This window comes from Deinococcus sonorensis KR-87 (genome assembly GCF_040256395.1).
Taxonomy (GTDB): Bacteria; Deinococcota; Deinococci; order Deinococcales; family Deinococcaceae; genus Deinococcus; species Deinococcus sonorensis.
In genome coordinates, this window is the sequence record NZ_CP158298.1 from 283,369 (window position 1) to 295,916 (window position 12,548).

General features: G+C 68.8%; 10 protein-coding genes. 9 read left to right on the top strand and 1 reads right to left on the bottom strand.

Going from position 1 to position 12,548, the window contains the following annotated elements; all coding sequences use genetic code 11:
• Positions 1 to 62 precede the first annotated feature (62 nt).
• From menC to ABOD76_RS04595, 9 genes are all read left to right on the top strand, one after another.
• Positions 63 to 1,199, top strand: coding sequence for an o-succinylbenzoate synthase (gene menC / locus ABOD76_RS04555; protein ID WP_350241865.1), 1,137 nt, complete (start codon positions 63 to 65; stop codon positions 1,197 to 1,199).
• Positions 1,196 to 1,978: a GNAT family N-acetyltransferase gene (locus tag ABOD76_RS04560; protein ID WP_350241867.1), complete on the top strand. Its 783-nt coding sequence runs from the start codon at positions 1,196 to 1,198 to the stop codon at positions 1,976 to 1,978. The genes menC and ABOD76_RS04560 overlap by 4 nt, the downstream gene beginning before the upstream one ends.
• Complete coding sequence (locus ABOD76_RS04565) at positions 1,972 to 3,000, top strand: ABC transporter permease (RefSeq protein ID WP_350241869.1); 1,029 nt, start codon at positions 1,972 to 1,974, stop codon at positions 2,998 to 3,000. Before ABOD76_RS04560 ends, ABOD76_RS04565 begins: the two co-directional genes overlap by 7 nt.
• Positions 2,997 to 3,992, top strand: coding sequence for an ABC transporter permease (locus ABOD76_RS04570; RefSeq protein WP_350241871.1), 996 nt, complete (start codon positions 2,997 to 2,999; stop codon positions 3,990 to 3,992). The genes ABOD76_RS04565 and ABOD76_RS04570 overlap by 4 nt, the downstream gene beginning before the upstream one ends.
• A 21-nt stretch (positions 3,993 to 4,013) precedes the next feature.
• Entirely contained in the window at positions 4,014 to 5,687 is a 1,674-nt protein-coding gene (locus tag ABOD76_RS04575; RefSeq protein WP_350241872.1) for an ABC transporter substrate-binding protein, read from the top strand.
• Positions 5,688 to 5,865: 178 nt separating this feature from the next.
• Positions 5,866 to 7,326 (top strand): serine hydrolase domain-containing protein, encoded by a 1,461-nt coding sequence (locus tag ABOD76_RS04580; protein WP_350241873.1) that lies wholly within the window; start codon positions 5,866 to 5,868, stop codon positions 7,324 to 7,326.
• Positions 7,323 to 8,963, top strand: a complete 1,641-nt coding sequence (locus ABOD76_RS04585; protein WP_350241874.1) for an N-acyl-D-amino-acid deacylase family protein — start codon at positions 7,323 to 7,325, stop codon at positions 8,961 to 8,963. The genes ABOD76_RS04580 and ABOD76_RS04585 overlap by 4 nt, the downstream gene beginning before the upstream one ends.
• Positions 8,964 to 9,024: 61 nt before the next feature.
• Positions 9,025 to 9,840 (top strand): MurR/RpiR family transcriptional regulator, encoded by an 816-nt coding sequence (locus tag ABOD76_RS04590; protein WP_350241875.1) that lies wholly within the window; start codon positions 9,025 to 9,027, stop codon positions 9,838 to 9,840.
• Between the two features lie 1,123 nt (positions 9,841 to 10,963).
• Complete coding sequence (locus tag ABOD76_RS04595; RefSeq protein ID WP_350241876.1) at positions 10,964 to 11,941, top strand: GNAT family N-acetyltransferase; 978 nt, start codon at positions 10,964 to 10,966, stop codon at positions 11,939 to 11,941.
• A gap of 271 nt (positions 11,942 to 12,212) precedes the next feature.
• Here the strand turns inward: ABOD76_RS04595 and ABOD76_RS04600 are convergent, their stop codons facing one another.
• Positions 12,213 to 12,473: a hypothetical protein gene (locus tag ABOD76_RS04600; protein ID WP_350241877.1), complete on the bottom strand. Its 261-nt coding sequence runs from the start codon at positions 12,471 to 12,473 to the stop codon at positions 12,213 to 12,215.
• Positions 12,474 to 12,548: the final 75 nt, after the last annotated feature.

Below are 12,548 nucleotides of genomic sequence, written 5' to 3' on the forward strand. Positions count from 1 at the left end.
ACGCGCACATTCCCGGCGTTTCCAGGCCCTCCCCCCCAGCTCCCGCGTGCCCGGGCGGTCCCATGCGACTTGACCGCGCGGAACTTCGCCTCGTCTCGCTGCCGCTTCTCAAGCCGTTCCGCACGTCCTTCGGCGTGATGACCGACAAAACCTTCGTGCTGCTGCGGCTGTTCAGTGAGGGCCTGGAGGGCGCGGCCGAGGGCGTGATGGACGTGCGCCCTGAGTTCCGCGAGGAGACGATCGGCGGGGCGCTCAGCCTCCTTCAGGACACGGTGCTGCCGAGCGTGCTCGGCCAGGACTGGGCCAACCCCGAGCAGCTGATGCGCCACCTCTCGGGCATTCGCGGCAACCGCATGGCGCTCGCCACCCTGGAAATGGCCTTCTGGGACCTGTGGGCGAGAAGTCTGAACCTGCCGCTCTCCACCGTGCTGGGCGGGGTGCGCAGCGAGGTGGCGGTGGGCGTGTCGCTGGGCATCCAGGCGAGCATCGAGGCCACCGTGCAGAGCGCGGTGCAGCACGCCGAGCAGGGCTACCGGCGCATCAAGCTCAAGATCGAACCCGGCTGGGACGTGGCGATGGTGCGGGCCGTCAAGGCGGCGCTGGGCGACCTGCCGGTCACGGTGGACGCCAACGCGTCGTACTCACTGGGGCAGATCAACACCCTGCGCGCGCTGGACACGCTCGGCCTGGACTACATCGAGCAGCCGCTCGCGTGGAACGACATGCGCGACCACGCCAAACTGCAGGCGCTGATGCACACGCCGCTGTGCCTGGACGAGTGCATCACCAGCGCCCAGGACGCGCGCAAAGCGCTGGAGATGGGCGCCTGCCGGCTGGTGAACATCAAGGTCGGGCGGGTGGGCGGTCACCTGGAAGCGCGGCGCATTCACGACGTCGCCGCCGCGTTCAGCGCCCCGGTGTGGTGCGGCGGGATGCTGGAGAGCGGCGTGGGGCGCGCGCACAACATCCACCTCGCGACGCTGGAGAACTTCACCAAGCCGGGCGACACCAGCAGCAGCTCACGCTACTGGGCGCGCGACATCATCCAGGAGCCGCTCGAAACCAGCGGCGGGATGATGCCGGTGCCCACCGGCGCCGGCACCGGCGTGACGCTGGACCTGCCGTTCCTGGACACGGTCACGCGGACCCGGGTGGACGTCACGTCGCCGCGCACCCACGCCGCGCCCGCCGCACCGTGACCCGGCCCGCCGCCATGACCATCCGGGAGCTGCGCGGGCTGAGTGAGCTGCAGCTCACGCCGCCGCTGGCGCGCGCCATCTGGGGCGACGACGACCACCCGGAGGACCCCGCCCTGCTGCAGGTGGTGCAGCGCATCGGCGGGCTGGTGGCGGGCGCGGTGGATGACGCCGGGCAGCTGTGGGCGTACCTGGTGGCGCTGCCCACCCGCGAAGGCTCCGTTCAGCACTCGCACCGGCTCGGGGTGCATCCGACCTGCCGCGGGGCGCACCTGGGCGAGCGCCTCAAGCGTTTCCAGCGCGACTGGGCGCTGCAGCGCGGCATTCAGCAGGTCCGCTGGACCTTCGATCCGCTGCTGCTGATCAACGCGCACCTCAACATCCACCGGCTCGGCGCGGTGGTGCGCACGTTCCTGCCCGACTACTACGGCCAGATGAGCGGCATCAACGCGGGCGCGCCGTCCGATCGCTTCGAAGCCGAGTGGGCGCTCCGCAGCGCCCGGGCGGAGGCGCGTCTGGCGGGGCACGCGCAGGAACCGTGGCCTGAGCAGGCGCTCCACCCGCTCGACGGCGACCTGCCCGGCGCGCTGCCGGACCGGCTCGCCGTCTGCGTCCCCGCGGACTTCTCGCGGATGCTGCGCGAGGACCGCGACGGGGCGCTGGCGTGGCGCCGCGCGACCGGGCCGCTCTTCACCCGGCTGTTCGCGGGCGGCCACACCCTGACGGACGTGCACCTCGCGCGGGCGCAGTACCTCTTCACCCGCACCGGGTCCGCATGCTGAACTTCGTCGTCCGCCGCCTGCTGAGCCTGCCGCTGATCCTGCTGGCAGTGACGTTCCTGATCGTGCTGGTGATGCAGCTGATCCCGCCGGAGCAGCGGGCGGTGGCGTTCACCACCAACCTGCAGCAGCTGGGCCGCGTGCAGGAGATCATCAAGACCAACCACCTGGACGGCAGCGTCTTCGAGCAGTACGGGCTGTGGCTGCGCCAGGCACTGAGCGGCAACCTGGGCTTCTCGCGCACCAGCGGCCAGCCGGTCGTGGCGACCCTGCTCGCGCGTTTCCCCGCCACGCTGGAGCTGACGCTGTTCACGCTGGTGCCGCTGGTGGGGGTGGGCGTGTGGCTGGGCGGGCAGGCGGCGATTCACCGCAACCGCCTGCCGGACGCCGTGATCCGCGTGATCGCCGTGCTCGGCTACAGCGTGCCGAGTTTCGTGCTGGGCGTGTGGCTGCTGGTGATCTTCTACGGCGCGCTGAACTGGCTGCCCGGCACCGGCAACCTCGGCAACGACAGCGCCATCGTGCTCCTGACCGGCGGCGTGCGGCACGTCACCGGGCTGGTGACCATCGACGCGCTGCTCAGCGGGCAGCTGAGCGTCTTCTGGGACGGCTTGAAGCACCTGGTCCTGCCGGCCTTCACCCTGCTGGTGGTCGGCATTCCCACCCTGATCAAAGGCACCCGCGCCAGCATGATCGAGGCGCTGCACAGCGACTACGTCCGCACCGCCCGCGCCAAGGGCGTCGCCGAGCGGACTGTGATCCACAAGCACGCCCGCCGCAACGCCCTGCTGCCGGTCGCGACCCTGATCAGCCTGAGTCTGTCGGGCCTGTTGCAGGGCGCGGTGCTGGCCGAGACGCTGTACGGCTACCCCGGGGTGGGCGCGTGGGCCGCGCAGGCGGCGGCGGGAGGGGACCTGCCGGGCGTGCTGGGCTTCGCGCTGATGGCCGCCACGATCGTGGCCGTCCTGAACCTGCTGACCGACCTGGCGTACACGGTCATCGACCCCCGCGTGAGGTTCGGGTGAGCGCCGTGAGTGGCCAGCTGAGCCGCCGGGCGCGCCCCGCGCCGAGATCGGTGCTGGGCCGCACCTTCCGGCGCAACGTGCCGGCCCGGGTGGGCGCGGTGCTGATCTCGCTGTACGTGGCGGTGGCGCTGCTCGCGCCGGTGCTGGCCCCGCCGCAGGGCAACTGCCGGCGGGCGCTGAACCTCACCGACACGCAGACGGTACCGGGCCCGATGGCGTACCTGCGCGAGCTGGTCGCGCCGCCCGACGCGTGCCTGCAGATGCCGCGCCAGGGCTTCGCAGCGCAGCCGAAACCCCCCACCCCGGACACGCCTCTGGGCAGCGTGGGCGGGTACGACATCCGCTACGGCCTGGTGTGGGGCACCCGCACCGCCTTCTTTCTGGGCCTCACCATCGTCGCGCTCACCGTCGCGCTCGGCGGCGTGATCGGCCTGGCCGCGGGCTTTTTTGGAGGGCTGCTGGACGACATCCTGATGCGCCTGACCGACGTCACCTTCGCCTTTCCCGGCCTGATTCTGGTGCTGGTGCTGGTGGCCGCGCTGGGCCCGGGCCTGCAGAACATCATCATCGCGCTGAGCCTGGTGTCGTGGGCGGGCCTGGCGCGCCTGCTCCGGTCCGAGGTGCTGCGGCTGCGCGAGCTGGACTACGTGGCGGCCGCCACCAGCCTCGGCAGCCCCCGCCTGCGGACCGCGCTGCGCCACGTGCTGCCCAACGCGCTCGGCCCGGTCCTCAGCATCGTGGTGCTGGAGATGGGCAGCCTGCCGATCGTGGCGGGGGCGCTGTCCTTCCTGGGCCTCGGCACGCCGCTCGGGTTCGCCGACTGGGGCCAGCTGATCGCCCTGGCGCAGCAGTGGATTCAGGGGCCGCCGGGCGCGCCGTTCGCGTACTGGTACGTCACCCTCTTCCCGGGCCTGTGCATCGCCCTGTACAGCCTCGGCTGGAATCTGCTGGGCGACGCGCTCGGCGAGCAACTCGATCCACGCAACCGCTGAACGTTCCTCCTGGAGGTCCTCATGAACCGTACGTTGATTGCCGTGACGCTCGCCCTGGGCGTGTCCCCCGCCCTCGCCACTCCCGCCGACACGCTGGTGTACCAGATCGCTTCCGCCATCGCCAGCGTGGAACCCACGCAGGCCGTCGCGACCTACGACGTGCTGCCGGTGGTGCAGATCTACGAGGGCCTGTACCTCAACAACTTCGGCAAATACGAACCGCTGCTCGCCACCGCCTACACCCAGAGCAAGGATGGCAAGACCACCACCTTCACCCTCCGCAAGGGCGTGAAATTCCACGACGGCTCCCCCATGACCTGCGCCGACGTCGAGTACTCGATGCGCCGCACGCTGGTGGTCGGCAACGAGACCTCGCAGGCCGCGCAGATCCGCGCCAACCTGCTGAGCATCTCCGGCTTCACGCCGGAGGTGAAGAAGTCCTACACCTTCGCGAAGCTCGCGAGCATGGTGAAGTGCAACGCGGCGGGGCAGCTGGTGCTGACGCTGGACCGCAACGTGCCGAGCCTGCTGGATTCCATCACTCAGGTGTACATCGTGCCGATGAAGACGCTGGTGGCGGGCGGCGACTGGAGCGGCACCGCAAAAGACTTCGACGCCTCGCTCGGCAAGGACGTGTCCAACTCGGTGCTGGCGCAGAAGCCCGTCGGGACCGGCGCGTACGCGTTCGTGGCGCGCGATCCCAGCCGCTTCGTCCTGAAAGGCTTCGACGCATACTGGGGCGGCGCGCCGAAACTGAAGAACGTGATCCTGCAGAAGGTCGACAGCGACACCGCCCGCGTGCTGGCGCTCCAGAAGGGGGACGCGGACATCGCCATCGTCCCGGACCGCGACACGCTCGCGAAGCTCAAGGGCGTGGCGGGCGTGAAGGTCTACGAGTCGCTGCCCACCCAGGACCTGACCAGCGTGATCCTGTTCAACCAGAACATCAAGGACGACAAGCTGCTGCCCGCCGGCCAGCTGGCCCAGAGCAACATCCCGGTCAATTTCTTCAGTGACGTGCACGTCCGCCGGGCGTTCGCGGCGCTGTTCGACACCAAGACCTTCACGAGAGACGGCCTGCAGGGCTTCGGCCTGGAGCGCCACACCACGCTGCCCACCAACAACTGGGCGGAAGTCACGACGCTCCACCCGCCAACCTTCAACCTCAAGACCGCCGAGACCGAGTTCAAGCTGGCCTTCGGGGGCAAGTTGTGGACCACCGGCTTCACCGTGCCGCTGGAGACCTACCCCGGGCAGGGCATCGCGGACGTGGTGGCGGGCATCTTCAAGCAGAACATCGAGGCAATCAACCCGAAGTTCCACGCCAAGGTCAACACCCTGGAACTCAGCGCCGCGAACGCGCAGCTGCTGGGCGGCAAGTCGCCCGTCAGCGCGCTCACCTGGGGCGGCGCCGATCCCGACACCAACCTGCGCGGCCTGTACAGCGCCGGCGGCATCCTCGGCCCGGCCACCGGCATCAACGACCCCAAGCTGGAGAAGATGCTGGATCAGGCGCGCGACGCCGTCGGGCAGGCCGCCCGCAAGCCGCTGTACAAAGCCCTGCTGACGTACCTCAACACCCAGACGTACGGCTTCCCGCTGCCGCAGCCGCTGCGCTTCGCGGCCACCAGCGCGTCCCTCAAGGGCTACGAAGCCTTCAACAAAACCAACCTGCTGAAGGTGCTCAGCAAGTAACGAAGCGCCGCCCGTAGGGGGGCCTGCGTGCCCCCCGCGCCGGCCCGCCCACCTGGAACGACATCCCCCACGGTGCCCGTCCGCTCCGCCTTCCGCGGAGCGTCCCAAAGCGCCGCAGTGAGCACGCCCCCGGCCGTCCCCTCGCCCGCCCCTCCCCCATTCCCAGAAGGAGTTTCCCATGACCACGACCACCCGCAGGACCAGCAGTGAACTCGTTGCCGCCTTCGAGCAGGAGGCCCAGCGCCTGATGGACGAGCACCGCGTGCCCGGCGTGACGCTGGGGCTGCTGACGCCGGACGGCGACCACTTCGTGAACCTGGGCGTCACCAGCCTCGAGAACCCGCTGCCCGTCACGTCCGACACGATCTTCCAGATCGGCAGCACCACCAAGACCCTGACCTCGCTCACCATCGCGGCGCTGGAAGCGCAGGGGAAGCTGAAGCGGGACGACACGGTGCGCACGTACCTGCCGGACTTCAAGCTGAAGGACGGTTCGGTGGCCGAGCAGCTGACCATCCTCGACACCCTCACCCACCAGGGCGGTTTTCAGGGGGACCTGTTCGAGGACACCGGCGACGGCGACGACGCCCTTGCGCGGGTGCTGGACATTCTGGCCGAAGCGCCGCAGGTGGTGCCGCTGCGCGGCCACTGGAGTTACAACAACGCCGGCTTCTACGTGGCCGGGCGGGTGATCGAGGTCGTCACCGGCCTGACCTGGGAAGCGGCCGTGACCGAGCTGGTCCTCAAGCCGCTGGGCATGGACCACACGCTGTTCTTCCCGAACGAGATCATGACCCACCGCTTCGCCGCCGGGCACAACAAGATCGACGAGGCGTTCGTCGTGCAGCGGCCGTGGCAGATGATGCGCTCGGCCGGCCCGGCGGGCGCCACCTGCTCCTCCACCGTGACCGACATGGCGAAGTACGCGCACTTCATCATGGACGGCACGTTGGCAGCGCAGGACAGCAGCGGCGAAGGTGAAGCCGCCGAACCCGCGCCGCTGGCCGCCGTGGACCGTCCCCGGCTGTGGGCGCCGGTGCGGCCGATCGGCATCGCGATCAACGGCTTTCCCGGCGAGCGCGGTCACATCGGGCAGAGCTGGTTCATCGACCAGTACGACGACGCGATGGTGCTCAGCCACGGCGGCACCACCCTCGGTCAGCAGTCGGATTTCTGGGTGTCGCCGGACCGCAAGGTGGGCTTCATCGCCATGACCAACGGCAGCAACGGCCACGCCTACAACCGCAAGCTGAGCGAGTGGGTCAAGCGCGAGGTGCTGGGCGTCACGCCGCCCGAGACCGGCACGCACCAGCCCAGCGAGGACGAGCTCAACACGCTGGCCGGCAGCTACCTGGTGGTGGGGCAGCCGATGAAGATCAACGTGGAGGTGCGGGACGGCGTGCTGACGCTGCTGATCCCCGACACCGCATCCGGCGGCGTGAAGGACGCGGCGCTGCGCTTCATCGCCCCGGACCAGGCGATCATCGACGGGGGCGACATGGACGGGTACGCCATCGACTTCCTGCGCGACGCGCAGGGGCAGGTGGAGTTCTTGAAGGTGGTGGTGCGGCTGTACCCGCGCGAGCACGCGGACGCGGGCACGGACACCCCGACCCTCCCGGCGCTGGAAGAGGTGTGAGCCGCACCTGGATCACGGGCGGCACCGTGATCGACGGCACCGGCGCGCCGGGCCGCCGGGCGGACCTGCTGATCGACGGTGAGCGCATCGCCGAGGTCCGCGCGCCCGGCAGTCCGGCCCCGGAGGGAGCGCGGGTGGTGGACGCCTCGGGCCTGACGGTGGCGCCCGGCTTCATCGACGTGATGAGCCACTCGGTGTCGACGCTGCTGCGCGACGGCCTAAGCGTCGGCAAGGTCACGCAGGGCGTGACCACCGAGATCATGGGCGAAGGATGGACCCCCGCCCCGGCGGTGCCGGGAGAGCCGCACGGCTTTCCCATCCATGGCCTGCCGGGCGAGGACGAGCGCTGGGCCGAGCGTTCCCGAGCGTGGACCCGCTTCGGCGACTGGATGAGCGCGCAGCAGGAGGTGGGCGCCGCCGTGAACTTCGGCTCGTTCCTCGGCGGCGCCACCGTCCGGATGGCGGTCAAAGGCCACGCCCAGGGCGAGAGCAGCCCGGAGGAACTCGCCGAGATGCGGCGCCTGACCCGCGAGGCGATGGAGGACGGCGCGTTCGGCCTCGCCACCGCGCTGATCTACCCGCCCGGCAGCTACGCCAGCACCGACGAACTGGTGGAGATCTGCGAGGAGGTCGCCCGGGCCCAGGGCATCTACATCACCCACATGCGCTCGGAGGGCGCGGCGATCCTGGACGGCTACGCCGAGGCGCAGGAGATTGCCACGCGCAGCGGCGCGCGCCTGCACATCTATCACCTCAAGGCGGCGGGCGCGCCGGCGTGGCCGCAGATGGCCACGCTGATCGAGCGCGTCAACGCGGGCCGCGCCGCGGGCCAGGACATTCATGCCGACATGTACCTCTACACGGCGGGCGGCACCGGCCTGTCGTCCATCACGCCGCCATGGGCCAGCGAGGACGACCGGCTCCAAGAGCGCCTGCGCGACCCCGAGGCGCGCGCGGAGATCCGCGCCGCGATGCTGGACCCGGACGGCAGCTGGGAACCGCTGGGCCACCTGGCGGGGCCGCAGGGCGTCTTCCCGGTGGGGTTGAGCGCGCCGGACCACCGCGCCTACCTGGGCCGCTCGCTGGCGGAGATCGCCGAGCTGCGCGGCCAGGACTGGATCGACGCGGGCCTGGACCTGATCATGAACGAGCCGGGGCGCATCGGCAGCCTCTATCACCTGATGACCGAGGAGAACATCGAAGCGCAGCTGCGGGAGCCATGGGTGATGCTCGGCTCCGACGCGGCCGGCGACGATCCCGCGCGGCAAGGGGAGGTGGGCGTGGGCGGTCACCCGCGCGCCTACGGGAACTTCACCCGCCTGCTGGGGCATTACGTGCGCGAGCGCGGCGTGATGAGCCTGGAGGAAGCGGTGCGCCGCATGACAAGCCTGCCGGCCGAACACCTGCGCCTGCAGGACCGCGGCGAACTGCGCGAAGGCGCGTACGCGGACGTGGTGATCTTCGACCCGGCCACCGTCCGCGACGTGGCCACCTACCCTGACCCGAACCGGCTGTCGGTGGGCGTGCGCGACGTGTGGGTCAACGGGCAGCAGACGCTGCAGGGCGGCCAGCCCACCGGCGCCCTGCCGGGACGCCGCCTGTATGGGCCGGGCGCCGCCCCGGGCAGGCCCGGATGACCGCGCCGCGGCGGGACAGGCGGTGACCACGGCCGGGTTCAGCGCCCCTATACTTGCGTCGATGGCAGCGACGGACCTTCTGCGTTCTGGCCTGGAGCGGTTCGGGCGGCGTGACCAGCAGATCGCCCGCTACTTTATCGACCACGCGGAGGAAATTCCCTTTCTCAGCGCCGGGGAGATCGCGGAAACGCTCGGCGTGAGCGGCGCGGCCATCACCCGCTTCGCCCAGCGGGTCGGCTACGAAGGTTACCCGCACCTCCAGCGGGTGATTCGCCATGACCTGCGCGCCACGCTCGGCATGAAGCAGCCGGGCGGACGGGACAGCGTGGTCGCGCGCTTCTGGGCGAGTGAGCGCGGGAACCTCGAGACCCTGCAGGACCTGCCGGAAGCCACCCTGCTGGCGTTTGCCCGGGCCATCGCCCGGGCGAAGCAGGTGTGGGTGGTGGGCGCGCGGTCCTCGTACGGCATCTCACTGCTCGCCGAAACGATCCTGTCGTCGTTCCGCCCCGGCGTGCGGGCGTACGCTTCGGACCTGCTGCTCAGCCGTCCCGAGCAGCTGCTGGACGCCACCCCGGACGACGTGGTGATCGTCTTCACCCTGCGGCGCTACAGCCGCGCCACCACCCGGATGATCCGCGCCCTCCACGCGCAGGGCGTCCAGGTGCTGCTGATCACCGACCAGGGCGCGTCCCCGCTAAGCAAGATCGCCCACCAGAGCCTGCACCTGCCGACCCAGGGCACGGACGTCCTGGCGTCTCTGGCCCCCTTCGTCAGCGTCTGCACGCTCCTCGCGTCACTGGTGGCGCAGGAACTGGAAGGCGGGCACCTCAAGCAGGCCGAGACACTGAACGCCGAGTTCGCCGTGTACGAATACTGAGGGCTCATGTCGCCTGACTTCGGCGTGTGGCGGATGGAGGGCAGGACGGTCACAGGACCCTGAAGGGCATGTACCACGTCCGGAGCGTCGCGTGACGGACCTTCATCCCGCCGGGTGGCGGATTTCCTGTCACTGTGTGGGCCGCGGTGATCCCGCCAGACGGCGTGCTGGACGACGCGCATCAGAAAGCGGTGATGGTCGCGCTTCACGTCCGTCACGGCGGGTCAACCTCCCCCGGTACCGTTCAGGCACCACCACCCTGTTCCCGCCCACCCGAACCGAGCGCCGAAGCCCTGTGATGTGGACCTGACCTGCCGGCGATCCTTTGACCAATATCCAGCGCCGGTGAGCGCCAACTCCCTTCTGACGAGTCCCAGCGTTCTGCCGAATCAGACCACTCGGGTCTGTGCAACTGACCGGTTGCCTGGTCGGTACGGTGCAGTCATGGAGCGGCATGAAGGTTTCCCGGACTCCCTCCAACCCGGGTACCCCTGGCTTCGCTCGCTGTTCCCAACCGGCGACCCAGGAACGTCCGCTGTTGACGATCCTTGCTTCCGAGATGGTTGGTCGGAACACGGCACCGCTTGTCGCAGTGCTCACCGACTGCGGTTATGCGCAGGTCCACAACGAGGTCCTCCGCGTTCAAGCAACGCCAACGACTCAGATCAGTGCTCGCAGCGGAAGCAAGATGGCTTTCCCAACGCCCTGGACCGCGCCCCTTCACGGTTTTCATTGCCACTGCAGGCAACCAGCACCACGGCTCGCTGGACTTCGGGGAAGAGACAGGACACCGTTGAGCGCCTGACAGTTTGCATGCTCGACAGAACAGACGGCAACGCCCGGTTGGTCACCGGGCAGTTGCGGGTGGACGCCTGGCCTGACTGCGTTCTCAGGGTGTGGTACAACAAGTTTACTTCGGAAAGGGGGTGGTGCGATGCCTGCCAGACGCTTGAACGATCAGCAACCAACGGCCCGGACCTGCGCCCCCGCGGTGCTGAGCTGACCTTCGGTTCCATCGTTCGTCCTTCCAGGCCAACGTCCAAACCCCAGCGCCTCACTCCAACGTGAGGCGTTCTCGTTGTGGTCCAGCTTCCGCCTCCCGACATCCCAAGTGAGCGTCCTCATGACTCAACATCCCACTGAACTGACCGGCATCCGTTCGATCCATCTGCACGAGCTCGACTCCTTCGTCGAACTCCTGACCACCCATCCAGAACACGCCGCTGGACTCCGACAGCATCTGCTGACCCTCTTTGCGCGGGGTGACAGTCAGCCTGAATGGTGCGTGGTGGCCGAACAGGACGGGCATTTCATCGCTGGAATTGCCTGTCGAATGATCCTGGCCCTGACCCCGTCCGTCCGGATCGTCGAACTTCGGTTGCCCTCCACCGTGCCGCTTGAAGTCAGTGCGCACCTCCTGCGTTTTGTTCTGGGTCTCACCGCTCAGCACGGCGCTCAGCAGTTCATTCGCACCCTAGAGCCGGATGGAAAGGATTCCGAAGTTCAGGTGAACGTGTTTGAGCGGCTCGGTTTCCCCCTCGTTCGGGAAACGGTACGGTACGTCTGGCCTGGGGGGACGCCCACGTCGCCGCCTGCACGCCTGACCTTCCAACCGGTCAGCGAGGTCGGGATGCAGGTCCTGATCGGCGCCATGGCGCTCAGTCTGGACGGTTCCCTCGATCAGGTCATGCAGCGGAAAGCGGGTGAGCACGGCGACCCCCAGCGCTGGGCCGAGTCCGAATATCGCAGCTGGATGGCCGACTACCAGGTTCAGCCCGAGTGGTGGGAGCTGGCCTACGACGAGCACGGTGGGCTTGTCGGGTTCATTCTGCCCGGACGGTTGGGGCCAGCAGAAGGGACCGTGGTGTACCTGGCGGTCCTCCCCGAATTCCGTGGGGCTGGGTACGGACTGGAGCTGCTGCGGCGCGGTACACAAACCCTGTTGAGGGCTGGGCTCTCGACCATTCTTCTGGACACCGACGTGCTGAATGCGCCCACTCAGCGGCTGAATGAGCAGGCAGGCTATCATCGCCAGGGAACCGTCCGGCGATATCAGGGCGACGTATGGTCACTGCTTGCTCCGAACCTACACAACAGTTGAAGCGAACAGATCTCTCCTGGATCGAGTTCAGTGACACTTCTGGAGCGAACGCGCGCAGCATCTTGAGATGCTGCGCGCTCAATGAGGTCCTGTCTCTTCCCCGACGTACAACCAGGGCGTGGAGGCCAAGGCATAGAGCGACTGCTTTAAGATGGCTCCCCGATCGCAGGTCGACGGCTTCCGCCCAACCGTTCATCTGCGCTCCGTCTGCTGCACTTCGGTCCTGGTCACCGCGCAGGTTTGAATCCGCGCCGTGCGCCAGCAAAAAGCGCTACAGCTCCAGGCTTGGCGCCTCACCCGCCTGTGCCACGCCGTCGGTTTCGATCGTATCGACGTGGAGCAGAGGTGTCCAACCGCCATCCTCGCGTGCGTTCACGTCCTCGCCAGGACTGATGAACAGTTCCGAGCCGGGTGGCCAGGCCTGCTCAACGGCCGTCGCCATCGCCGAACATTCAGTGCCATCGAACCACTCGGTTGGATCTACGCCGGCCTCAAGAAGTTGAGCCGTCACTTCGAACTTCGAGGCGTACACCGCGGTCCTCAGTCCCTCCGCCAACGCTGCTGCGGAATGACGTCGCGTTGCGAGGTCCCATCGGAGCTGTTGCCA

What these genes read in the sequence shown, in the direction of transcription:
- menC (WP_350241865.1), top strand. Translation starts at nt 63, where the DNA reads ATGCGACTTGACCGCGCGGAACTTCGCCTCGTCTCGCTGCCGCTTCTC.
- ABOD76_RS04565 (WP_350241869.1), top strand. Translation starts at nt 1,972, where the DNA reads ATGCTGAACTTCGTCGTCCGCCGCCTGCTGAGCCTGCCGCTGATCCTG.
- ABOD76_RS04575 (WP_350241872.1), top strand. Translation starts at nt 4,014, where the DNA reads ATGAACCGTACGTTGATTGCCGTGACGCTCGCCCTGGGCGTGTCCCCC.
- ABOD76_RS04580 (WP_350241873.1), top strand. Translation starts at nt 5,866, where the DNA reads ATGACCACGACCACCCGCAGGACCAGCAGTGAACTCGTTGCCGCCTTC.
- ABOD76_RS04590 (WP_350241875.1), top strand. Translation starts at nt 9,025, where the DNA reads ATGGCAGCGACGGACCTTCTGCGTTCTGGCCTGGAGCGGTTCGGGCGG.
- ABOD76_RS04595 (WP_350241876.1), top strand. Translation starts at nt 10,964, where the DNA reads ATGACTCAACATCCCACTGAACTGACCGGCATCCGTTCGATCCATCTG.